Genomic DNA, 25,434 nt, shown 5'->3' on the forward strand with positions numbered 1-25,434 from the left:
TAAACCTAATAAAAAATACTATTTTTGAAATCATAGAAAAAGGCCAAAGACAGTTGTCTAAGACCTTTTTCTATTTAATATCACTTGCTTAAAACTACATTTTTTTCAGCAATTCAGCTTGTGTAGAATATAGGTTGTAATACAACCCTTTTTGAGCCATCAATTCGTTATGGCTTCCTGATTCTTGAATTTTTTTATCTGCGATATAAAAAATACGTGAACTATTTTTTATGGTAGATAATCTATGTGCGATAATAAACGCTGTTCTTCCTTCTAGCAATCGATCCAAACCTTCTTGCAGCAAAATTTCTGTTTGTGTATCAATACTAGAAGTTGCTTCATCAAGTATCAACACTTTAGGATCAGCCAGCAAGGTACGAGCAAAGGAAATCAATTGTCTTTGCCCAGCAGATAAGGTGCTTCCGCGTTCTTTAACAACTGTACGGTAACCATCTTTTAAACTGATGATAAAATCATGGGCTCGGACTATTTTTGCAGCTTGTATAATTTCTTCTTCAGTTGCATCCAATTTCCCTAAACGAATGTTTTCCATGATCGTTCCTGAGAAAATAAATGTCTCTTGCAACATGACCCCTATTTCATTTCTTAAAGAATTCAAGGTTACTTTTCGAATATCTATACCATCAACTAAAATTTCTCCATCATCTACATCATAAAATCGAGTCATTAAGTTAATAATCGTTGATTTACCGGCGCCTGTAGGCCCCACAAGTGCGATTGTTTCACCAGAACGGACCCTGAAAGAAAGGTGTTCAAAAATAGGTTGATCTTTTTTATAGCCAAATTTCACATCATTAAACACAACATAACCTTGTATTGGGGGCATAACAAAAGCATTAGGTGCATCTTGGATTTCTGGTTCAATATCCAAGATTTCAAAAATACGTTCCAAGTAAACCATACCAGTCACTAAACTATTATAAAAGTTTCCGATATTGATCATTGGGTTCCAAAAGTTATTCACATAACCAATAAAGGCTATCAATACCCCTGTAGAAACATCCACACCAAAACCACTCAAACCAATAAAATAAATAATTGAGATAGTGATCGTTGCGATGTTTTGGATAAATGGAGCTAGTAAAAATTGAATTTTGACTGCATGCATCCAGGTTGTTCGTTGTCCTTCACTAACTTCTGCAAAAATATCTTTATTCACATTTTCTCTTGTATAAGACTGAGTAACTTTTATTCCAGCAACACTTTCATGAATATAAGCATTTAATTCTGCCTGTTTGCTACTGACTTCTTCATATGCTTTACGCTGTTCTCTTTGAATGACAAGTGTCACAACGAATAAAACAGGCAATAGGATAAAACTGTAAAGCGTCAACCGCACATCCATAGCAAACATAATGATTAAGGTAACCACTAAACTGAAGACATCTGATAGAACATTGATCAAACCATTAGAAAGAAGATCACTTAATGAATTGATGTAGTTCACTACTCGTGTAACGATTTTCCCATGCGGACGACTATCAAAGAATGAGAATGGAAGTTTTTGCAAATGTACAAAGACATCCGTACGCATATCTTTTAATACGTCTTGTCCTAATAATGTAATATTTTTGATCCGATACCTTGAAGACCACCCGCCAAATAACTGAGCCGCCGAAAATAACACAATGATCCATATTAGTTGAGTCGTATCTTTGTTTGGAATACTTTCATCAATGACGATACTGGTAAAGTATGGCCCAAGGACTAAAACAATGTTGGATACTAAAATTGCAAAAAGGAGTTTTAAGAAGCCGCTCTTATAAGGAGCTAAGTATCCCCCTACTCTTTTCAACATATTTGTGCTGTTCTTTTGGGTATTTTTTTCTTCAATGGATTGATTAGTCTGTTCCATTTGTTTCTACCTCCTCTTCATCAGCTTGGCCTAATTGCTTCTGATAAATTCTATAGTAGTACCCTTTTTTGTCTAATAAAGAAGCGTGATTTCCTCTTTCGATAATCTCCCCTTTAGACATGATAATGATTTCATCAGCAGATTTCACAGAAGAAATACGATTGGCAATGATAAAGGTCGTTTTTTCTTTCATGATTTCACCTAATTCACGCTGAATTTTCACTTCTGTTTCCATATCTACAGCTGAAGTCGTATCATCTAAGATCAATATTGAAGGATCTTTCATTAATCCTCTGGCCAAGGATATCCTTTGACGCTGACCACCAGACAAACCACTGCCTCGTTCGCCTAAATACGTATTGTATTGATCCGGCATGTTTTGAATAAACGGATCAGCATCAGCCACTCGTGCGCTTTTTTGAACATTTTCCATATCTGCTCCAGGAGTTCCGAATGAAATATTTTGTTGAATCGTATCTGAAAATAGAAAAACGTCTTGCATAACAATCGCAATATGACTTCTTAATTCTCTTACGTTCCATTGTTTTGCGTCAATTCCATCAATCAATATTTTACCTTCCGTAGGATCAAAGAAACGCGAGATCATATTGACTAAGGTTGATTTACCAGAACCTGTTTCCCCTAAAATCCCAATTGTCATACCAGGCTTAGCTTTTAAAGAAATATGACTTAATACAGGTGTTTCAGGAGCATCTGCAAATGAGAATGAAACATCTTGAAATTCAACGATCCCTTGGATTGTTTGTGCAGATTCTTTTTCTTCAATCGGAATCATTGGTTTAGCCGCTAACATTTCTCTGATTTTATAAGAAGAAGCAATAAACCGTTGTAAATCATTTACATACCAACCGACATTTCGCATTGGCAAGTTTAACATCCATATGAATCCATTAAAAGTAACCAAATCGCCTAAACTCATTGATCCGTTAATAACCAAAAATCCTCCATAACCAATTGTAATAACCGATAAAAAGCCTGCTAATGTTTCTAATGGTGGTAAATAAGTTCTTGTTACGTTAGCAGAATCCATATTGCGTTGCTTGTAATCATCATTATACTTATCAAATTTTTCTTTTTCATAATCTTCTCTGGCAAAGGCTTTTATTACCTTATTTCCACTGACATTTTCTTCTACCATTGAATTTAATCTTGAAAAACTTTCCCGAATCTCATAATAAACAGCATTTGCTTTTCCTGATAATAAAATTGTTAATACCCCAATAAAAGGTGTAACAACTAATAAAGCTAACATTAAACGCCATTCTATAAATCCCATAACTAAAATAGCTGAAACCAATAATAAAATATTGTCTAATACATTATAGGTTAACCATGAAATAGCATGGCGAATTGCATCTGTATCACCAGACATGCGGGCCATAATATCTCCTACTCGCGTATTGTTAAAAAAAGCAAAATCGAGTTCTTGTAGTTTTTTATAAAGATCTTCTCTCATTTGATAAATAGCATCCTGCCCTATGTGTTCAAACATAATCTGGTATACATACCTCATGACTGTCCTCAATACGGTAGCACCGATCATTAAAGCTAATAAAGGAACAAGCATATTCCTTTGATCGTCCACAATAACCTTATCGACAATTTCTCCACCGATCAACGGGGAAACAATATTCAATACAGCTACTATTATAACCATAATCGTTCCTACTAAAGCTTTTACCTTATTCGATTGAATGTATTGAGAAACCCATTTAATACTGCTCATACAACAATGCCTCCTTATCTTAGCTTTTCATTGCTACACTATTCTATGAAAAATGCTGAATTAACAAATAAATTGCTGACAATCATTCCACTAATTTTTTTGTGTAGCAATAAAAAAATAAGAAAATTTGTTTTTTATTTATACTAGTTTACATGATTCATTCATGCTTACTTATTTATTATATTTGATAAAGAAAATGAATACACTTATTCTGCTCACTAGAATAAATCAGCGGGTCGCTTTTCTTTCTAAACTATTTCTATTTATACTACCATTAACTTTCAAACTTCACCTTAAGACTTCAACCTGTACGATGCAAAAGGGCTGGGATAAGCATCCCAGCCCTTCTTATTACCATTAATGAACAGTCTGTTCAGACTTTAGAGCAATTTCGTTTCCTTCTTCATTGGGAAAAATGTTTTTTCACGAATGTCAAAGTAATTATCTCTGAATGGATGATTTGAATCTGCATTCCATGGTTTAGCATGGCCACAGAAGTGAATGACAGCAGGGTTCTCTCTAGCTTCATCCCATTTTAATTGTCCTTGAATCGTTGGATGTTCTTTTTCATTTAACATCATATAGGTTTGTGCATTCCAACGAGGATCTAATTCTAACCATCTATCATGTAAGATGGCATTTAACGCATCTTGATCATGGAATCTTAATTTTTCTGGATTACCTTTAATGAAAGTCAAAACTTGTTCTGTTATTTGTTGTTCACGCCATTTTTCTAAATCCATAACCATTAAACCAGAGTTAAAGTAAAGGTCGGACTCACTTTCGATTCCCATATTTTCTAAACGATTATGGAAACCTGCATCTTCAACTGCAGCCAGTAAATTTTCGCCTAGATCAACTTCCCAAAGTGCTTCAATATCTTCTAAGGTTATCATATCGCAATCCATATAAATGGCACGTTTACTTTCTTTCAATAGATTAGGTATTGAAATACGGTAATAAGCCGTTTGTGGAATACGATCACTTTCTACAGCGCCTGAGAAATCCGTTGGGTCAATTGTGACATAACTGATTCTTGCATTGTATTCTCCTACTGTACGATTCAATAAAAATTTTGAGCGTAGTGAAATGTTGTCATCAATCACATGAAAGTGAAAAGTTGTATTTGTTTGTTTTGTTGTTAGTAGTGAAAGAAAGAGCGTAGCCAAATGTGGGACAAACGCTTCATTGCTTGATGAAACAATTGAAATGCTTTTTTGTTCAACCATTGGTAATTCCTCCTTAAGATTTGTAAATTATTTTAGTTATTGCCTTACTTGTTTTGTACTAAAAACAAGATAAGCTAATGTTCACTTTAGAAGAGTTTCTCCTCTAACCCATAGATCTTATTTACTATTCTAGTTAACTGCGTTTTGTTTTACAGCTGTATCTCTAAAAGGCGTTTGACTCAATTCTTTTAAATACTGATCAGTATAAGGATGGAATTCATCTGAATTCCATGGTTTATCATGACCGGTAAAATGAACGATGGATGGTTGGCTAACAGCTTCTTTATACCATTTAGCATACTCATCATTTGGCGGCTGATGCCGTTCAAATACTAAAGAAGTTTGTGCATTCCATTTAGGATGAAGAGCATACCATTTTTCATAAAGCGTTCCATTCAAAGCATCTTGATCATGGTAAATAATTTTATCCATTTGATTTTCAAGAAAAGCTAGGGTTTTTTCAGTAATCTGCGCTTTACGCCAGTTATCTAAATCAATGATCATTAACCCAGAATTAAAGTAGTAGTCTTCTGTTTCGATTCCTAATCTTGGATGAACAACTGCTTGTCCAGGGTCAACAACAGCCCCAACTACTTTGTCGCCAATATTTGTTTCATACAATTTGGATACATCATCCAATACTAAAACATCACTGTCTATATACAATACTTTTTTGTAATGTTTGTCTTCCAACAAATCTGGTAAAGAGATTCTATAGTAAGCTGTTTGAGTGATATGATCACTTTCCATTACATTTGCGTACAACTCGGAATCAACCTCTAAATAGTCAAGTGTTGCCGTATGAGCCGTATGATTGGAAATAACTTGCTTTAATTTATTTTTACTTTCCGTAGATATATGATCATCAATAATGTAAAACGCTACATCATATTCAGAATTAAGATGATCTAAAATCGTTTTTAGGGTGACACCTAAATAAGGTGCATAGTTATTATCTGCAGCACTTACAATTGGAATCAGTTTTTTTTCTCCCATTTCCAATCATCCTTTCTATTTATTTGTCTATTAATTAAAAATAAATGAATAAATAATTAAAATTTGGTTTCTATTATATACAAAATTCTACCTCTTTCTTCCTTTTTTTACAAACGATACGCCTTGGTATAACAACGTTTACTTTATAATTTTTAAAAAGGCAGTCTATATCAAAGCGCTTACACCCTCTATTCACTTGCTTTCTTCTACTATTTAAAAATGAATTTTATTTCTTAAGTTCCATAGAATTTTTTTTGATTTCATGTATACTAAAAAAGAACTGGTATAATTACCCATACTTTTTATTTTTTAGCTATTAAACATTTAGGTCATTTAATTGGATAGAATAACTAAGTAAAAGAAATGAAGGTCTTGTAATGAAAATTTACTTAATGCTAACGGATACGAATACTGTTCTTTCTAGAACAATCAAACTATATACTAAAGCAAAATACAATCATGCTTCTCTTGCATTAGAACCAGGATTACTAAAACCTTATAGTTTTGGACGAAAACATGCTTACAATCCCTTTTCAGGTGGATTTATAGAGGAAGATTTATCACGCCATTATTTTTTAAGAGCACAATGTGCTATTTATTCTTGTGAAGTATCTGAACAGCAATACGACCGTTTAGTCGATGTTTTATCGTTTTACAATCAAACGAAAGATCTTTACCGCTTTAACTTAATTGGGTTAGTTACTTTAGCTTTAAATATTGATTTTGATCGAAGTGATGCTTTCTTTTGTTCTCAATTTGTTGCCTCTGTTCTTAAAGAAAGTGACATCTATCAATTTGAAAAAGAATCCTACTTTGTTACACCAGAAGATTTAAGCAAAGTCCCATTATTTGAACAAATTTATTCTGGCTCATTATTGGATTATCTTTTAACGACTTCTGAAGAACAAACTAAAACTCAGATGTCTTACTGAACGAATGAATTTATTTGAATAGACAAAAAAGGATCGAGAAAAATCTCGATCCTTTTTTTACACTTTAATTTCAGCATAACTGCCTTTTGATGATTTAGTCACTTTAATATGAACCGGGATTCTTGTTTTTAGTTCTTCTACATGAGAAATAATTCCAACCAAACGACCTCTTTGGTTTAATTCAACCAATGTTTCAATTGCACTATCTAATGAATCTGTATCTAATGTTCCGAAACCTTCATCAATAAATAAAGTGTCTACGCTCACTCCACCGCTATGATTTTGAATCACATCACTTAGACCTAAAGCCAGTGCTAAAGAAGCTTTAAAACTTTCCCCGCCAGACAAAGTTTTCACACTTCTTTTCATCCCTGTATAATTATCAAAGACATCTAGATCTAAGCCTTTAGGACCCGCTCCTTTTGTTTTTTCTTTATTGCGAATAAGCGAATAACGACTATTAGTCATTTGTGTAAATCGACTATTTGCAGCTTCAATAATTTCTTCAAAATAAATCCCTAATACATATCGTTCGAATGAAATATACTCTGTTTCTTTAGATCCATTAGCAATCTCAGCTAACTCTTTGTACATGAGGTATTCTTCTTGTTGCCCTTTTTTTGTCTGATAGTTCAATTGAATTTGAGAAAGAATAGATTGAACCGTTTTTTCCGTTCCAATCAGCTCATGTTGTTGTGTTTTTAATGTTCTGCTGTGGTTTTCTATTTCTTGATTGTGAGATTGATACACTTCAATAGAGTGACTACTTCCTTCTTTTTCAAGTTTTCTTTTTTGCTCCAAAATAGCGTCTTGATTCGCCCAACTTTTCTTATCAAATGATTCTATTTCCTCAATCATTTGTTCTTTTAGTTCTTTTTTCACTACATATTTTTCAAACGTATCATCTAATTGATTTATTTTTAACTGTTGATGGAACAATTCTTTCAAATCTGCCTCACGTTCAAGTAATAAACTTAGCTGCTTTTCAAAAGATGTTGTACTTGTTTGATACTGAGTTTGTTGTCTTTCTAATGTACTTTTCTGTTCTTGAGCTTCTTCGTATTCCTGCTCAATCGTTGTTATTTCCTTTATTCTATTGTCGATTTGTGCTTGGATTTCAGACAGACTGCTAGATTTTGTTCTTATTTTTAGAGTATCGATGTCTTTTTTTAATTCATCTATCCGTTTCACATTGTGTTGTATCGTAGATCTAAGTACTTGGATTTTCGATTCTTTTTCTCTTATTTGTTGTAAAATTTCTTGTTTTTGCTCTTCTACTTGCTCTTCCTTGTCCATTATTTTTTGCAAAGCAGCGATTTCTTTTGTAATTCTGTCTTGTTTTATACGATTCTCAGACACTAGCTCATCAAGTTTAGCTCGTTTCTCGTATACCTCGCTTCGTTGAATAGATAGCTTTTCTTCACTTGTTTGAATCACTTCATTTAAACCCTGAAGTTCAATAGATAGTCGATCAAATTGCTTTCCAAGTTCATTTTTTTCTACTTCTACCGTTTCTAAGGCTTCTTTTGAGATTGTATCGTTCGCTAATTTGGCAGGAGAAGGATGATGAAGAGAACCACATACCGGGCATGCTTCATTTTCTGCCAACTCCTCAGCTAATATACCCGCAAGATTTCGATTGTATACTACTCTTTTTTCTTGGTATTTTTTTTCAATTTGAGTAAAGACATATTCAATTTCTTGAAACGCTTCTACTTTAACGGTTTGTTTTTCTAGATTTTCACAAAAATCGATTACCGCTTCTTGTTCTTTTATCTGTTGGTGTTCTTCTTGCTGCAGTCTAGCTGCCTCACGTTGTTTATCCATAATGCTTACTTTAGCTAGTTGGATTTCTTTTAATTCATAATCTATTTTATCTAGCTGTTCATTTTCCCTTATAACTTGATCGGTAAGCAAGACAATTAGTTGTTGCGTTTCTTCATTTTCATTTTCTAATGAGACCTTTGCCTGTTCTTTAGTCACTTGTTCATTGAGTTGTTTTTCTTGCTCTTTTAAATCGGTCAAAGATTCACGTTTAGCAGGCAGGTCTTTGTATTCAGTCTGTAAAATTTCATAACGGTTTTTTGCTTCTATGAATTGCTCTGAAATATCAACCAATTGTTTTTGTTCTTCCAGTAATTCTTTTTCAATAGACATTCTTTGTTGGGTTAAGGATTCAACTTGTTTTTTTGCTTCCAAACAAGTTTCGGCTTTTTTTGCCAACTCTATCTCTAATCGTTTTGCTTCTATCAACTCTTTAGTTGATTCTAAAGAGTTTTTTTCCTGTTCAAGAAACTCTAATCTCGTTAACCATTCGATTTTTTGTTGATTTGTCTGATATTTTCCATTTAAGGCTGACAACTCGTTTTCTAATGTACCAATCTTTGTTTGGTAATCTTCTACTAAAGCCGTTAATTCTTTTAAAATTGTTGGAACATCAAAAAAGGCAATCGCTTCTTTTAATGTTTCATTAACGTCTTTATTGATCATTCCTACAAATTGTTGCAGCGTATTTTCACTTTGATCTATTTCACGTTTCAGATTATTTGCTTGGTCTTTTAAAATCGATTGAAATTCCTTGATGGTGTCAGTTTGAAAAATATTTCGAAAAATCTTTTCTTTATCGGCACTATTAGACTCCAGCATTTTTTTGAATTCACCTTGCGGCAGCATTACTATTTGTTTGAATTGTTCATATGACAATGAAAGCAATTCTTGAATCTCTTTATTTGCTTCATTAATTTTAGTAGTAACAGTACCATTATGGTGAAATTCAACTTCTGAAGACCAATTCTTTAATTTCCCATTCTTTCCTGGTCCTTTTTGTGCTGGGCTTCTTTTTATAAAATACTTTTTCCCAGCTATTTCAAATTCCAGCTCTACAAAACAGAGTATGTCATCAGAAGCAAATTGTGACTTAAAAGAATCCTTTCCTCGGCTTGTCCCACTAGCATCATCGTATAGTGCATATGCAATGGCATCAAAAATGGTGGTCTTGCCTGCTCCTGTTGGCCCACTTACTAAAAAGAGCGTTTCTTGTTGGAATTGAGTAAAATCAATTACCACTTTTTCTTTATAAGGGCCAAAAGCATTCATAACTAACTTTAATGGTCTCACTTTATTCTCCTCTTTCCATTTGATGCAATATATTGTCAATAATGTCTTTGCGCTCATCTGTTAAATTTTTTTCTTTATAATGTGTATAAAAATCAGCAAAAATATCTTGAATAGATAATTTTTCCAATTGTTCTTGATGCTTTATGGATGAATTTTCTTCTCGTTCTTTCTTAGCAACGTATTCCAAACCCATTGCATTTGGGTAACGACGCTTCAATTGATTCATTGCATCAATGACAAAATTTCCATCTAGCAATTCAAAAAATAGATAATCTTCTGATTGTTGTTCCATTATCTCATCAAATAATCCTTTAACAATACGCATATCTCTTTTTGGTTTAATATAGATCGGTTCAATCTCCACATGGTCTTTTTCTAACGTAACAAGTGACAATTGCTTTTTATGTCGAGCTTCTGATTTAGAATATTTTAATAATGACCCACTATAGCGAACTCGATCGTATTTTACTTTTTGAGCTTTATGCAAGTGTCCCAAAGCAACGTAATCAAAATCTTCAAATAACTCAACACTAACATATTCTGCGGTTCCAATACTTAAGGGTCTTTCAGAATCTGTCGTTTCAGAAGTATCATTGCTTAAGTTTATAACATAGCCATGTGCAATAAGCACATTTATTTCTTCAGGATCCATCTCTTTTTTTATCGTTTCAATTTGGACTCTAGTAGCGTCTTCTAAGCTTTTAATCGTTTCAACTTGTAACAATTCTCTAGTGTATGCATAGTCAGCAAATGGCAGTAAATAAAAGTTGACTCCTTTAATGGTTACTTTGCGTGTCACTTCTTTTACTGTTCCTTCAATATACAAACGATTAGTGGCTAAAAGGTCTGCTCCATATTCCACTCGTTCACTGCTATCATGATTCCCTGCTATGACTAAGACCGGTACATTTACTTCTTGAATCAGTCTTGTTAACACTTTATTAGCTAAAGACACTGCTTCTTTTGAGGGCATAGAACGATCATATAAATCGCCAGCCATAATCAATGCATCTAATTCTATTGTTTTTAACTTTTTAATCATTTGATCTAGAAAATATTCCTGGTCTTCCAACATAGAAAATTCATTGACGATCTTTCCAATGTGCCAGTCTGCTGTATGTAATAATCGCATAGGTACTCTCCTTTAGTGACATTGTTATAAAAACAGCATCCATTTTTAACGTTCTTCTACCAAGAAGTATACTACGAAAAATCCTTTGAAAACACCAGCTAGCGAAAACAAATTCTGATCTTTCTCGTTTTATTTTATTGAAAAAAAACCATTCATTTATGCTATCCTATTATTAACTAGTACTAAGGAATGAGGCATAAACATGGAAAGACATTTTGACTTATATGAACACCAAGCTCAATATTATGAAACGGATCAAATGGGAATTATTCATCACTCAAATTATATTCGCTGGTTTGAAGAAGCCAGAACAAATTTATTAGACCAGATGGGTTTTGGCTATGCTAAAATGGAAGAATCAGGTGTTATCGTACCCGTTCTAGCGATAAATTGCATTTACAAATCAATGGTTCGTTACAATGATCGAGTGTACATCATTCCTAAAATCGAAGAGTTCAATGGGATTAGACTGACTATTTCGTATCGTATAGTGGATAAAGCTACAGGTGAATTACGAACAACTGGAGAAAGCAAACACTGTTTCTTAAACAAAGAAAACCGCCCTTTTTCATTGAAAAAAGAACAGCCTAAATTATATGATTTATTCGATTCTTATTTAAAAGTTGATTTATCTATTCCAAAATAGACATCTAAAAAAATCAAATAAGCCCAAGAAGACAGGTTGCTTTTGTCTTCTTGGGCTTATTTATCTTATCCTTTTTCAGTAATTAAATTTTGAACAGGTATATCAAAAGGTTCAATAGGCAATTTTGAAGTTAACTGTCTTGAATATATAAGCGCAGCAGTTCGATTGGGAAAATTGCTTAAAAAACGATCATAATACCCACCACCAAAACCGATTCGATAACCTTTTTCATCAAAAATCAGTCCTGGTACTAAAACTAAATCAATTTCTTTTTTAGACACTTCTGTAGTCTCAAGAGGTTTTGGTTCAATGAGATTGTAAAAGCCTTTTTCCAGTTGTTCTCTATTTGTGAAATCATAAAAAGTCATCGCTTTTTCCTTTGGAATACATTTTGGAGCACAAACGATTTTACCTTCTTGCCAAGCTCGGTCGATAATACCGAATGTATTCCATTCAAATCCTTGAGAAAGCGTAACCCCAACTCTTTTAGCCTCTTTCCATTCTTCAGATTCAAATAAATTTTTTTCCAATTTTCTTTCGATTGCTACTTTTTCTTCTGAAGAAATGCTCTTCAAAAAAGAAATCATTTGCTGACGCAATAGTTGCTTATCTATTTTTTTTGTCATTGCTTCCTCTTTCTGTCCATTTATTTTGATTAATGGGGTTATTTATAAGAAAATTTGATTTTTTTGTATACTTTATCCGCAAGAAAAGATCCTTCCTCTACTAAAAGATCGGCCTTTTGGTTTAAAGCCTCTTTCTTTTGCATGTTTTTCATTTCAGCAGTATTGACGTAGACACTAAGACTAGCCCCTTCTAAAGCCGCTTTGCAGAAAAGTATTCCGGTTCCTGCATCTGCTATCAGCATCGTATTTCCAATTTTTGATAAGCTTCCAAGAATCTCGATTGCTCGTACCGCTTTCTCCATAATTTCAATTGGCACAGTTGTTGCTCCAACCAAAGTCTTTTCTATAACATTCTCTTTGTATTCTACTTCTGCAGAAGTTGACTTTGGCAGTTTATAAGCTTGTGCTAAAGGGTAAAAAGCGTCCGCATCTTTTTGGATCAAATCTTCTAAGTCCATCTTTATCTTTTCCAGTTCATGTACACATTCCTGAACTTCAAGTTGAACAGATTCATACTTCTTTTTTCCGATGGTAAAGTTGCCCACCATACTGCCTAAAGCAGATCCTATGGCTGCTACTAACGCTGCTGCACCGCCTGCTCCAGGAGTGGATTTTTTTGCTGACAAATCTGTTAAAAATTGTTCAATAGATTGTTCTTTCATTGCTATGACCACCTTTCATTCTTATAATAAGAAATTAAAATAATCCAATGACTCTTCCATCAGACAGAACATCAATCGATTCTGCTGCAGGTACTTTTGGTAATCCCGGCATCGTCATAATATCACCCGTTAAAACAACAATAAAACCTGCTCCAGCAGAAACTTTTACCTTTTTGATCGTAACTGTAAAGTCTTCTGGACGCCCTAATTTATTTTTATCATCTGAAAACGAATATTGCGTTTTTGCCATACATATAGGTAAATCCCCAAATCCAAGAGTTTCTAAACGACTGATTTCTTTTTTTACTCCAGGAGCTAATACAATCCCTTCACCGCCATATACTTTTTGAACAACTTTAGTCATTTTATCTATTAACGAATCTTCTAATTCATAGGCATATGTTAAAGTACTTTCTTGATCTGCAAGTTTCACGACCGCTTGAGCTAAAGCTTGACCACCATTCCCACCATTTTCCCAAACATCTGATAAAACAACATTTACCCCTAATTGTTTGCATTTTTCTTCTACCAAAGCTAATTCTTGAGCTGTATCCGTTGGAAATTTATTGATGGCTACAACGGTTGGCATTCCAAAAACAGTTTGCATGTTTTCAATATGCTTCATTAAATTAGGTAATCCTTTTTCAAGGGCTGAAAGATTTTCTTTATTCAATTCTTTTTTAGACATGCCGCCATGCATCTTTAAAGCTCTAACTGTTGCGACAACAACGACTGCTGATGGTTCCAATCCTGATAACCGGCATTTAATATCCATGAATTTTTCTGCTCCTAGATCAGCTCCAAAACCGGCTTCCGTTACGACATAATCAGCATATTTCAAAGCCAATTTCGTTGCTTTGATGCTATTGCAGCCATGTGCAATATTGGCAAATGGACCGCCATGAACAAAAGCAGGCGTATGTTCTAATGTTTGGACCAAATTCGGTTTCAGTGCGTCTTTTAATAGTGCAGCCATTGCTCCATGTGCTTTTAAATCACCAGCTGTAACGGGCTGTCCTGCATGAGTGTACCCTACGATGATTCTTTTCAGTTTATCTTTCATTTCTTCCATATCTGTGGATAAACATAAGATTGCCATGATCTCAGAAGCAACTGTAATATCAAATCCATCTTCACGCGGAACACCATTTGTTTTGCCGTTTAAACCATCAACGATAAAACGTAATTGGCGATCATTCATATCTACTACTCGTTTCCACGTAATGTTTCGTGTATCGATAGCTAGTGAATTGCCATGATGAATATGGTTATCCAGCATAGCCGCTAGTAAATTGTTAGCTGCACTGATGGCATGAAAGTCACCTGTAAAATGTAAATTTAAATCTTCCATCGGCACGACTTGAGCATACCCGCCTCCAGCTGCACCTCCTTTCATCCCAAATACAGGACCTAATGAAGGCTCTCTTAAAGCAATTGCTGCTTTCTTGCCTATTTTTTGAAGTCCGTCTCCTAAGCCTACGACAGTAGTTGTTTTGCCTTCCCCAGCTGGTGTAGGCGTAATAGCCGTTACCAAGATCAATTTTCCTTCTTTTCTGGTATCTAAATCAGCAATTTCTATTTCATTGATCTTTGCTTTGTATTTCCCATACTGTTCAATCGATTCACTGTCTATTCCTAATTTTTCAGCCACTTCTACTATTGGTTCCATAATGGCTTCTTGTGCAATCGTTACATCGTTTTTAAATTCCATAGGTAATCCCTCCGCCTAGTCTTAAACTCAATATTCTTATCTCTATACTATCATTTTTCTGGTTTTATTCCTTATAGTATTGTAAAATCTCTCAATATTTTTTGATTTTTATTGTTTACATAAAAAGACGAATGTACTTAAGAGAAGTACATTCGCCTGTCTTTAATTGGATTTTTTTAAAATGTGTTTATAGTATACTTTATCTACGATTACAGCAATGGCATTATCTCCAGAAATATTTGCTGCTGTTCCAAAGCTATCTTGTGTTAAATACAATGTAATCAATAGATTTCCCAACACCCCCGTTGGATCAATACCAACCATCGTCATAAACGGTAAAGCGCTCATGATGCCTCCACCTGGTGCGCCTGGTGCTGCTATCATAGCTACTCCCAACATCGCAATAAATCCTGCCATCATTCCAAAATGTACCGGCATATTGTAAATCAATAATACAGCTGTTACACATGATGTTACTGTCACAATACTTCCTAATAAATGAATCGTAGCACATAAAGGAATAACAAACTCACGAATTTGAGCTGATACACCATTCTTTTTAGCAACTTCTAAATTTACTGGAATCGTAGCCGCAGATGATTGCGTTCCAATAGCTGTCACATATCCTGGAATTTGATTCTTAATCATTGTAAAAGGATTTTTTTTCGCGTATAACCCTGCAATAACAAAGAAGAGCGATACTAAAATCAGTTGTAAACCAATGACTATCGCAAAGACTTTCCAGAAAATAGAAAGAATTGAAAACACACTTCCTGTATAACTCAAATTTACAAAATTACCAAATATAAAAAATGGCAATCCGGGAATAATAAATGAATTAAGCAGTTTGCTGATAATCAAACTAAATTCACTAAAAAAGTTGTACATCGTTTCCCCTTTGCCTTGTCCTTTTAACCAAGAAATACAAATACCGAACATAAATGAAAAAACAATAGCCGAAGTCACATCCAGCATAGGTTCAATTGGTATAGAGAATAACGGTTCAAGACTTGGTTGATCCCCAACTACAGCCTTACTTAAGCTAGCATCAATAAATAAAGGAAATAGATTTACAGCAACAAAGTATGCAATCATCCCAGCAATTAACGTTGAAGCATAAGCCAACACTGTTGTTAAACCTAATAATTTACCCGCTCCTTGTGTCAAATCGGCAATTCCTACTACTACAAAACCAATGATCATTAATGGGATAATAAAACTTAGTACACTGCTAAATAGTGAAGAAATCGTAACGGGTATTTGAATAATAAAATCTGGCAAAAAATCCAACTGTCCAAAAATAATACCTAAAATAATAGCTATTAGCAACTTAGTTACTAATCCTAATTTGATTCTTTTCATTCTTATTTACACTCCTTTTATTAAAAAAAAAAAAATTTACTTTTTACAATAAATTCTTCCTTCATTATCCTAACATACATTTTTATTCCTAACCATTTTTTAATTAAAAATAGTTCTTTTATCCTAAAAATAATAGTTGCTTATTTATTAAATCATGAAAATTAGCTGGTATCTATTCAGAATACTACCGAATGGATGCCAGCTAATGGTTAACTATCTACTTTTCGAATTTATTGCTTATACATTTTTTTCTTCTTTCAGTACACCGTCTTCAATACGGTATACTCGATCACAATCTTTCAGCATACGCTCATCATGCGTTACCATGATAGCTGCTTTATTACGAGATCTTACTTCTTTTGCAATCAATTGGACCACTTCATAAGCACGCGCCGTATCTAAATTAGCTGTAGGTTCATCTGCTAAAATAACATCTGGATCATTCATAAAAGAACGTGCAATAGCCACTCGTTGTCTTTCACCACCGGATAATTCGTTAGGGAATTTTTTCAGTTTGTTTCCTAATCCCAAATCTGTCAGCAATTCACTAGCGGTTTGTTTCAATTCTTCAGTGATCGCACCTTTCATTTTAACAACTACTAAGAGTTGATCTAACACTGTTAAATAAGGGATTAAGTTAGATGTTTGGAGTATAAAGCCAATTTGTTCTAAGCGAACGTGTGCTAATTCTTTTTCATTTAAAGTTGAAATAGCTCTGTCTTTTACAAACACTTCTCCTTCAGAAGGCTGCAATAAAGCTCCAGCAATGGATAAAAAGGTACTTTTTCCTGAACCAGACGGTCCAATAATCGCCACAAACTCTCCTTTATTTACAGTCAACGAAACATGATCTAAAGCAATGGTTTCACTTTCACTATCTTTATAACGTTTTGTTACATTTTTCAACTGAATACCAGACATTATTCCACCCTCCCTAAGGCTGTTAACGGATCAATTTTTGAAATTTTCATTACAGAAAATAACGAACTTAATACACTTATCGCTAGTAAAACAACACTATAGATAATAACCATAGGAAGTTGCAAATTAAACGGCATTCCTTCTGGCAGTAATGCTGCAGTCATATATGTCAGTCCAATCCCTACTAAGATGCTGACCGCTGATAAAATAAAAACTTGTGAAATAACTGTTTTAATAACAAACCAGTTGCTTCCTCCAATAGCCTTTAATACACCAAACTGTTGTGTTTTTTGGTTGGTCAAAACATAGAAAAATACACCTATGATAAACGCCGAAATAATGATTAAAAACCAAAGCATCATCATGATCGTTCCATTCTCAGCTGTATAGCCAGGAACTGCATTCACTGCTTCGTCTTTTGTACCGATTTCAATCCCATCGATTGTTTCATTTACGACTTCCACATCTATATCCGTTCCTTGAACTAGAATTCCATTAACTGGATTTTCTATTCCATTATCTGAACCAGGTGCAGCATACTTGATAGCACGAAATTTATCTAGCTGACTAAAAATAACCGGTTGATGGTTTAAAGTCTCATTTTCAACAAAACCAATGATCTCCAACTCTTCAGTAGATCCATTGATTGCTAATGTATCACCTAATGAAAATCCATCTTCTTTCAATGATTCATCTACGATTACACCATTTAAATTACTTGACGCCAATGGTTCACCAGAACGAACGCTTGGCTCCATGAACGATCCGGGTTGAATGCCTGCTATAAGAACATCAACTTTTGTTGCATTTTCTTCATTACTGCCAGCTGAACGAATCGAAGCTGAAACAGTCCCCATAGAAGCAACAGACTCTACACCTTTTTGTTCTGCTATTTCTTTCTCTAACGATTCGGGAAGAATCGATTTAGAAAAGCTAAAATCTGTTTCATCTTCAAAAACAACATAATCTGCCTCAGAATATTTTAACGTCGAAGTTGCTAAATCAGATAATCCTGTTCCAAGACCAGATAATACAAACACGAGCCACGAAATAAATACGATAATTAAACCAATCATCATAAATTTTCCTTTGGAGTGCTTTAATTCTTTTAATGCTAAAAACATTTATCCTACCCCATTTCTTTGAATATTTATCCTTATAATGAGTAGTATACACCAAAGTTACACTCGTGTCACTTTGGTGTATCAAAAATACCATTTTTTATGATCATCTTAATAAAATAAGCTTTTTCTTGCAAACTTAATTGAGAACGATCAGGTATATTAATGCTATGAAAAATAATACCCACAATTAAACTATCGGGTATTTCTTTTTTTATCTGTCCATTTTTTTTACCCGTCTGGATAAATTGTTGTATATAATTTAAAAAATGGCCATGCACTTCTTTAGAAATCGCCTCTTTTTGTAGTTGTTTTTCAGGACTAATTAGGGTTTTCTTTGGTATATCATTTGAGATCAAATGCGTATCTCGATAATTGAATATCAGCTCGAATAATTGGTCAAATTGATTGGAATAGTCTACAGACCATGTTAGTTGATTAAAATCCCGCATCATCTGTTCCATTTGCTTTATTAAATAGTCCGTAATAAGTTCATCTTTATTCGTATAGTACTTATAAATAGCCGCTCTTGAAACATTTAATGACTTAGCTAGCAGACTAAAAGAAAATTTTTCATATCCTTCCTTTATCAGAAGATTATGAGTCTGTACGTAAATATCTTCTGTTGAAAATTTCTTTTCTCTTACCATCCAAAATCATCCTTTCATTTTCTCTTTTCTACTATAGATTATACCATGTTCTCATCTGCTAAAAAGCAAAAATACCAAGAGCTGAGACAAATCCCTCAACTCTTGGTATCCATTTATCTAACTAATGCTAAAGCACCCATTGGATCCCAAGGTTCTAATTCGATAATGGGTTCATCTAAGGCTTTTAACCATTTTTCAGGAATGTATTTCTTGTCTACTGCAATTTGATAATTAAATTCTTCAAACCATTTATCACTCATAGAAAAAATCCCTTTTTTACCAGACTTATCTCCCCAACTGTTTTCGACTTTCCAAGTCTGTGGTTGACCTTGTTCATCTAAATCTACTCCAACAAAAACCATCGCATGGGTCAATAAGCTGTCTCCGTAATCTAAGCGTTGAGCTTTTGACAAACCGCTATCTTCACCCAATGTCAACTCATAATTGTAACTGTGTTCATCCATAATCCCAACATCTCTTATCGACATTTTGCCCACATCACAGCCAAACCACACAGGTTGTCCATCTTTAATTGAAGCAACTGCTGCTTCTTTTAGTACTTGGATCGGAACATTGATGTATTGAATCGGTTTAGCTTCTTTAACGGTTCCTAAATACTTAACGGTGTAAGCTCTTCCATATGGTTTATCTTCTGTTGGTGCATTCAACAAACTGACTAAACTAGTTAAGTCCCAACCTACATACTCTTTGAAAAAAGCTTGTGGTGTAATATCTTTGATGCGACAGTATTCATCATCTTTGTTTCGATACGTATAAGTGAATGTTTCAGGAACTTCTCCTAAAGCTTTCACTAAAACTGTATAGATAAAATACAACATATCTTCTTTTTTAGCCGTTAGTTCATTTTGTGTTGATCCTGCTTGGTAACCTTCACGTAATTGACAAGCAAATTCTCTTAATTTAGATGTCAGTATTGAATTTAATTTTCTTGTATTAGAAGAATGAAAGGTTTCCGGCATAACTGATTTAGGAACAGCTCCATATTTTTCTAACAGACCTGAAAACATATCCCACTGTCCTCCATCTTGAACTGGATCCATCAATAGATGAGAAATAATTCTAGAATCTTGGGCTTCGTCAAGTGTTTCCAAAATGCTGTCTAAGAAATAATTTGCTTTTTCTAATTTATCCCAAAATAAGGTATAGTTTTGTGAAAACTCAAAACTTTCCATATTTAACTTATTCATTGTATCTACACGAGCTGTATTTAATGCTGCAAACATCCAACAGCGTCCACTAGATTTTTGATTTGTTATTGTGCCGCGTTTTGTTTCATTTGAAAACTCAAAAGAGTGCTTTCTTAAAACATTATTGTCTAAAGAAGCATCATCAATACCAACTTTTGCAATTGCACCTTTGATCACTTGGTTACTGCTATTGCCATCAAATTGGTCTTTAAATTTCGTTAATAATTCGTTATTGATTCCCATCTTCATTCCTCCCCTAAATAATAATTAATAGGTTACTCTTCTTTGGCTTATTTAGCAAGCTGCTTCATTTAGAGTACTAATTAAACTTGTCCTTATTTTAATGGTCTATTTCATCAAAATATAATTGTTTTCCCTTTTAATTCAACTTTTTTTCCTAGCCTTTCTTGATTACATATCATACAACGGGTACTACTCTTACATGAAACGACCTTTGACGTAAAAGTTGAATAAAAAAAATTCTCACTTATTCGTCAAAGCGGGGTCCACGTAAAAGTGAACAAAAAAACTCACTCTTCCGTAGAAAAGTGAGTTTTTAAACTTTAGTTACTGCTTACTACATCATAATTTGTATCGCTTAATGCTTGATTAAAAACCGCTTCATCAATGTCTGTTTGGCTTTCCACAATAGCTTGTTTAGTAGCTAAATCAACTGCTACACGTTCAACTCCTTCAACAGCTTGAATTTTTTCAACTACTGTGCTGGCACAACCTTCACATTTCATACCTTCAATGGTCAATTCTTTTTTCATTAGTAATCGCTCCATTTCTATTTTTATTTTTTTACCTCTTTTCTATTTAATAGAAGAGGGTTTGAACCTTTTTAAGCGCAAGGCGTTAATCAATACAGATACTGAGCTGAAACTCATTGCCGCTCCAGCTAGCATAGGATTTAATAATGGTCCACCAAAAACATGCAATAGACCCATCGCAATTGGAATACCTAATACATTGTATCCAAATGCCCAAAATAAGTTTTCTTTGATATTTTTGATGGTTGCTTTACTTAATTCAACGGCTGTTGATACGTCCATTAAATCACTTCTCATCAACACAATATCAGCAGATTCCATAGCTACATCTGTACCTGATCCAATAGCAATTCCGATATCTGCTTGAGCTAAAGCTGGAGCATCATTGATTCCATCACCAACCATCGCAACGATCTTTCCTTCAGCTTGCAATTTTTTCACTTCGTTTGCTTTTTCTTCTGGAAGTACTTCACTTAATACACGATCAATACCGACTTGTTTTGCAATTGCTTGGGCTGTACGTTTATTATCACCAGTGATCATCGCTACTTCTAATCCCATCTTATGCAATTTTTCAATAGCTTTCAAACTATTTGCTTTTACTGTATCAGCAACGGCAATAATCCCAACAATTTGATCATCTTTAGCAATGTACATTGGTGTTTTCCCTTCACCAGCCAACGTATCGGAAACTGTTTCTACTGTATCTATCGAAATGCCATGGTCTATCATTAGTTTTTTATTTCCTAATAATAGCGATTGATTCTCAATCGTTACTTCAATTCCATGTCCTGGCAGTGCATTAAACGTTTGAGTTTTAAAAAGAGACAAGTCTTTCTTTTCTGCCCCATGAACAATCGCTTCTCCTAATGGATGTTCTGATCCTCTTTCAGCAGAAGCTGCAAGGATCAGCAGTTCTTCTTCGGACATCCCATTCACTGCTACAATATCTGTCACTTCAGGTTTTCCTTCTGTGATTGTACCTGTTTTGTCAAAGATAATCGTTTGGATTTTGTGCGTTTTTTCTAATGCTCCACCACTTTTAATCAAAACTCCATGTTCTGCACCTTTTCCTGTTCCAACCATAATAGCAGTTGGAGTTGCTAGCCCAAGTGCACAAGGACAAGCAATAACTAATACAGAAATAGCAATCGTTAAAGCAAATACACCTGACTCACCTGCTATATACCAAGCTAAACCTGATATAACAGCTAATACAATAACGATAGGTACAAAATATCCAGAAATAATATCAGCCAATTTTGCAATGGGAGCTTTCGAACCTTGGGCATCTTCAACCAATTTAATGATTTGAGATAAGGCTGTATCTTTCCCTACTTTAGTGGCTTTATATTTAATGGTCCCATTTTGATTGATACTTGCCCCAATTACAGCATCGCCGGCTGTTTTTTCAACCGGTATACTTTCTCCGGTCAACATTGCTTCATCAACTGAAGTATTTCCTTCAACAACGATTCCATCGACCGGCATTTTTTCACCAGGTTTAACAATGATGAGGTCATTTACTTGAACTTCATCAATTGCTACATCGACTTCTTGTCCATTACGCATTATTCTAGCTTGTTTTGGAGCTAGACCCATTAATTTCTTTATTGCTTCAGATGTTTTTCCCTTTGAAAGAGCTTCAAAGTATTTTCCAAGCGTAATCAACGTCAAAATAACTGCCGCAGATTCATAATAAAGATCCATCGCTAAATGAGTATTTCCCATTCCTATCGCTACAGTTGAAATCAAACTGTACAGGAATGCAGCACTCGTTCCTAAAGCAACCAGCGAATCCATGTTGGGATGCCCTTTAACTAAAGCCTTAAACCCCACTTTAAAGAATTCTCTTCCTAAAATGATTACGGGAATAGTTAAAACCAATTGAGCTAGAGCAAATGTCACAGCGTTTGCCATAGGATCAATGAATTCTGGTAAAGGCATTCCTAGCATATGCCCCATTGAAATATACAATAAAGGCACAGTGAAAAGGGCTGAAATCCAAAAACGTTGCCACATATCTTTTATGTGCTGTGCTTTTTTTTCACGAGTTCTATCTATTTCATCCCCTGTTTCAACTTCTTCATGTGCTGTATACCCAACTTCTTCAACAGCTTTCGTAACGTCTGCTAAAACTAATTGATCAGGGTCATATTCGATACTCATTTTTTCAGTTGCTAAATTAACATTTACCATTTGTACAGCAGCTAATTTCCCTACTGCTTTTTCAATTGTTTGTGCACAAGATGCGCACGTCATGCCTTCAATCACATAATTTTTTTGTTTTGTGTTTGTTACTGCTTTATATCCTGACTGATTGACAGCCTCTTGAATATCTTTATCCGTAAGTTTTGCCTCATCATAGGTGATATGCATTTTTTCAGTAGCTAGATTAACCGTTGATTCTTGGACTCCTGACAATTTTTTAGTTGCTTTTTCAACAGTCTGAGCACAAGAAGCACAACTCATCCCTTCAATTGTAAAGTTTTTTTCAATCATTTTCATTCACTCCTTTTTAAATTAATGATGATAGTGTTGACAGTCACATTGGCCCGGCGTGCAATTACACGATACAACATCCACTGCTTCCATTTTTTTTCGTTGTATTATTTCTTCTAATAGCTGTACATCCGAATGACTTAACGTGGCTTCACTAAGCAATTCTGCTAGCGTTGCCCCAACTTTTCGATTGCAAAGGTGTTCAAAAAAATCGGATGTTTTGCTTTTCAAACTTTCTTCTTCAGTAACTGAAGGACTGTACAAATATTTATTTCCGATTGCTTCTGTCTTCAACATTCCCTTTTCAACTAACCGACCAATCAATGTTTTAATCGTCGCTTGTTTCCAATTCATTTTTTCTTTTATTATTTCTGTAATATCTTTACTAGTCACCGTGTGATTAGTCCAAACTACCCGCATAATTTCCCATTCCGCATCTGAAATGGTTGGCTGAGTTTTGTTTGTCATTTATCTCGTCCTCCTATTCGATTACATTCGTAAACGTTTCTTATATCTATAGTTTACATCTGTAAACGTTTCTTGTCAATAGTTATGTCTAGGATTTACAATTGGTATCCAATTTTTCATTCTTAGTGCTGTTTCTTTCTTTTATTATAGAAAAAAGAAGCGAGAAAATTCTCTCACTCCTTATTGTGCTACTTGTTCAGCGTTATTAAATTCACTATTCAAAATCAAAATATCAACTCTTCTGTTCTCATTCCTTCCTTCTTCGGTTTTATTATCTGCTTTTGGCCGGTATTCCCCATATCCTATGACAGAAACCCTGTTAGGCTGAATCCCAGCATCATTTATAATAATTTGAGCAACATTACTCGCTCTTAATGCAGAAAGATCCCAGTTTGATTTATACTTTGGATTTGAGACAGGAATAGAGTCCGTATGTCCTTCCACTCGAATAAAACTCTCTTTTAAAGCAGGCTGATTCAACAATCTTCCAATATCTGCAAATTTATTTTTTTGATCTTCCTTAATTTCTGCATCTCCACTATCAAAAAATAAGGCATCATTAAAACTGAGAACTAATCCTCTTTCTTCAATAGATGTTGTTACACTATCGTTTAATCCACTGGTATCAATATATTGATCAACAGCTTCTTTAACCTCTAGTTGTTTTTCTTCTTCCGTTAATTCTCCTTCTGCTCCAGTATCCGCATTTCCAGTTCCGTTTCCACCTTCAACGATACTTGCATCTCCGCCACCCATTTCAACATTGAAAACAGAAGCCAGAGCATTGTATTTTGATTTATCCATTTCACTCATAGAATACATAATGATAAAAAATATCATTAAGAGTGTGATGAAATCTGCATAGGAGAGTAACCATCTTTCATGATTTTCTGGTTCTTCTTCATGTTTCTTGTTTCGTCTGCTCATAGTTCAGGAACTGCCTTTCCTTCTTCTATATTGCTGCTGTCTACTACAATTTCTGTACCATTTAGAAAACCGGTTAATTTTTCAGTTATTAGATTAGGGCGCACGCCTTGTTGGAGCATTAAAATACCTTCTAATATTAGTTCCTTTTCCATTTCTTCTTTTTGAGCGATTTTTTTTAATCGAGTAGCAATAGGCAGGAAGACTAAGTTTGCACTAGCCAGTCCATAAAGAGTTGCTAAAAATGCAGAAGAGATACTTGCACCCAGTTGAGACATATCTGCATCTGCTAAGCCACCTAATACATGGACCAAACCTAATACTGTTCCAACAATTCCCATTGTAGGAGCAGTACCGCCAGCTGAATTAAAAATAGCTGCTCCAGTCTTATGACGCTCTGCTATAGCATCCATTTCAAGTTCTAATGTGTCTCGTATCATTTCATAGGATTCGCCGTCTACTATTAATTGAATGCCTTTTTTTATAAATGGATCAACATCAGAACTATCTGCAGCTTCAGATTCAATACTCAATACGCCTTCTCTTTTTACTTTAGCAGCTATCGTACTGAAGTAAACAATGATAGTCGTTAAGTCTTTTGACTTTGCAGTAAATGACACTTTAAGAATTTTCCCAATATTTTTTATATATTCTAAAGGAAATGCTAACAAGACACTTCCAAGAGTACCTCCGAAAACGATCACAGCTGGCGTCCAAGAAATAAGTGCACCTACATGTCCTCCTTCTCCCATAAAGCCTATGATCATAGATCCAAATCCAATAATTAATGCAATCAATGCTCCCACTATAATTCCTCCAAGTTTTTAATAT

General features: G+C 34.4%; 21 protein-coding genes. 2 read left to right on the forward strand and 19 right to left on the reverse strand.

Annotated elements, in window-relative coordinates:
* Positions 1–94 precede the first annotated feature (94 nt).
* From BR65_RS06365 to BR65_RS06380, 4 genes are all read right to left on the reverse strand, one after another.
* Positions 95–1,876, reverse strand: a complete 1,782-nt coding sequence (locus BR65_RS06365; protein ID WP_034537363.1) for an ABC transporter ATP-binding protein — start codon at positions 1,874–1,876, stop codon at positions 95–97.
* Positions 1,863–3,623 carry an ABC transporter ATP-binding protein gene (locus BR65_RS06370; protein WP_023178895.1) on the reverse strand — a complete coding sequence of 587 codons (1,761 nt, stop codon included), beginning with the start codon at positions 3,621–3,623 and terminating at the stop codon, positions 1,863–1,865. The genes BR65_RS06365 and BR65_RS06370 overlap by 14 nt, the downstream gene beginning before the upstream one ends.
* 380 nt (positions 3,624–4,003) lie before the next feature.
* The gene (locus tag BR65_RS06375; RefSeq protein ID WP_034537366.1) at positions 4,004–4,852 is read right to left on the reverse strand and encodes a glycosyltransferase family 8 protein; all 849 of its coding nucleotides are present in this window, start codon (positions 4,850–4,852) and stop codon (positions 4,004–4,006) included.
* Positions 4,853–4,981: 129 nt separating this feature from the next.
* Positions 4,982–5,848 (reverse strand): glycosyltransferase family 8 protein, encoded by an 867-nt coding sequence (locus tag BR65_RS06380; protein WP_034537369.1) that lies wholly within the window; start codon positions 5,846–5,848, stop codon positions 4,982–4,984.
* A 377-nt stretch (positions 5,849–6,225) separates the two neighbouring features.
* Between BR65_RS06380 and BR65_RS06385 the strand changes: the two genes are divergently transcribed.
* Complete coding sequence (locus BR65_RS06385; RefSeq protein ID WP_023178899.1) at positions 6,226–6,780, forward strand: hypothetical protein; 555 nt, start codon at positions 6,226–6,228, stop codon at positions 6,778–6,780.
* A 57-nt stretch (positions 6,781–6,837) separates the two neighbouring features.
* Here BR65_RS06385 and BR65_RS06390 read toward each other — a convergent pair whose 3' ends face one another.
* Entirely contained in the window at positions 6,838–9,897 is a 3,060-nt protein-coding gene (locus BR65_RS06390) for an AAA family ATPase (RefSeq protein WP_034537370.1), read from the reverse strand.
* A 1-nt stretch (position 9,898) separates the two neighbouring features.
* Positions 9,899–11,029, reverse strand: a complete 1,131-nt coding sequence (locus BR65_RS06395) for an exonuclease SbcCD subunit D (RefSeq protein WP_034537371.1) — start codon at positions 11,027–11,029, stop codon at positions 9,899–9,901.
* 202 nt (positions 11,030–11,231) lie between these two features.
* On the opposite strand from BR65_RS06395, the gene BR65_RS06400 reads away from it, so the two are divergent.
* Positions 11,232–11,675, forward strand: coding sequence for an acyl-CoA thioesterase (locus BR65_RS06400; RefSeq protein WP_034537373.1), 444 nt, complete (start codon positions 11,232–11,234; stop codon positions 11,673–11,675).
* A 65-nt stretch (positions 11,676–11,740) separates the two neighbouring features.
* On the opposite strand, the gene BR65_RS06405 is transcribed toward BR65_RS06400, so the two are convergent.
* The 13 genes from BR65_RS06405 to BR65_RS06465 all read right to left on the reverse strand — a co-directional run bounded on the left by BR65_RS06405 (position 11,741) and on the right by BR65_RS06465 (position 25,409).
* Positions 11,741–12,301, reverse strand: coding sequence for a 5-formyltetrahydrofolate cyclo-ligase (locus tag BR65_RS06405; RefSeq protein WP_023178906.1), 561 nt, complete (start codon positions 12,299–12,301; stop codon positions 11,741–11,743).
* A 38-nt stretch (positions 12,302–12,339) separates the two neighbouring features.
* Complete coding sequence (locus BR65_RS06410) at positions 12,340–12,963, reverse strand: cyclodeaminase/cyclohydrolase family protein (RefSeq protein WP_034537377.1); 624 nt, start codon at positions 12,961–12,963, stop codon at positions 12,340–12,342.
* Between the two features lie 34 nt (positions 12,964–12,997).
* Positions 12,998–14,674, reverse strand: a complete 1,677-nt coding sequence (locus BR65_RS06415) for a formate--tetrahydrofolate ligase (RefSeq protein ID WP_023178909.1) — start codon at positions 14,672–14,674, stop codon at positions 12,998–13,000.
* A gap of 162 nt (positions 14,675–14,836) precedes the next feature.
* On the reverse strand, positions 14,837–16,036 hold the full coding sequence (locus BR65_RS06420; protein WP_023178911.1) for a dicarboxylate/amino acid:cation symporter: 1,200 nt from the start codon (positions 16,034–16,036) through the stop codon (positions 14,837–14,839).
* Between the two features lie 237 nt (positions 16,037–16,273).
* A complete protein-coding gene (locus BR65_RS06425) occupies positions 16,274–16,957 on the reverse strand; it encodes an ABC transporter ATP-binding protein (RefSeq protein ID WP_023178912.1) in 684 nt (227 codons plus the stop codon).
* Positions 16,957–18,081, reverse strand: a complete 1,125-nt coding sequence (locus BR65_RS06430) for an ABC transporter permease (RefSeq protein ID WP_034537379.1) — start codon at positions 18,079–18,081, stop codon at positions 16,957–16,959. Before BR65_RS06430 ends, BR65_RS06425 begins: the two co-directional genes overlap by 1 nt.
* A gap of 68 nt (positions 18,082–18,149) precedes the next feature.
* Positions 18,150–18,728, reverse strand: a complete 579-nt coding sequence (locus BR65_RS06435; RefSeq protein WP_023178916.1) for a TetR/AcrR family transcriptional regulator — start codon at positions 18,726–18,728, stop codon at positions 18,150–18,152.
* A gap of 113 nt (positions 18,729–18,841) precedes the next feature.
* Positions 18,842–20,179, reverse strand: coding sequence for a C1 family peptidase (locus BR65_RS06440; protein WP_034537381.1), 1,338 nt, complete (start codon positions 20,177–20,179; stop codon positions 18,842–18,844).
* Positions 20,180–20,499: 320 nt separating this feature from the next.
* Positions 20,500–20,709: a heavy-metal-associated domain-containing protein gene (locus tag BR65_RS06445; RefSeq protein ID WP_023178920.1), complete on the reverse strand. Its 210-nt coding sequence runs from the start codon at positions 20,707–20,709 to the stop codon at positions 20,500–20,502.
* Between the two features lie 42 nt (positions 20,710–20,751).
* Positions 20,752–23,211, reverse strand: a complete 2,460-nt coding sequence (locus BR65_RS06450) for a heavy metal translocating P-type ATPase (protein ID WP_034537382.1) — start codon at positions 23,209–23,211, stop codon at positions 20,752–20,754.
* A gap of 21 nt (positions 23,212–23,232) precedes the next feature.
* Positions 23,233–23,679, reverse strand: coding sequence for a CopY/TcrY family copper transport repressor (locus BR65_RS06455; RefSeq protein ID WP_023178922.1), 447 nt, complete (start codon positions 23,677–23,679; stop codon positions 23,233–23,235).
* Between the two features lie 180 nt (positions 23,680–23,859).
* Positions 23,860–24,606: an OmpA/MotB family protein gene (locus tag BR65_RS06460; RefSeq protein ID WP_034537383.1), complete on the reverse strand. Its 747-nt coding sequence runs from the start codon at positions 24,604–24,606 to the stop codon at positions 23,860–23,862.
* Positions 24,603–25,409, reverse strand: coding sequence for a motility protein A (locus BR65_RS06465; protein ID WP_156098852.1), 807 nt, complete (start codon positions 25,407–25,409; stop codon positions 24,603–24,605). The genes BR65_RS06460 and BR65_RS06465 overlap by 4 nt, the downstream gene beginning before the upstream one ends.
* Between the last annotated feature and the right edge of the window lie 25 nt (positions 25,410–25,434).

Origin of the sequence: Carnobacterium inhibens subsp. inhibens DSM 13024 (assembly GCF_000746825.1) — a bacterium.
GTDB lineage: Bacteria > Bacillota > Bacilli > Lactobacillales > Carnobacteriaceae > Carnobacterium_B > Carnobacterium_B inhibens.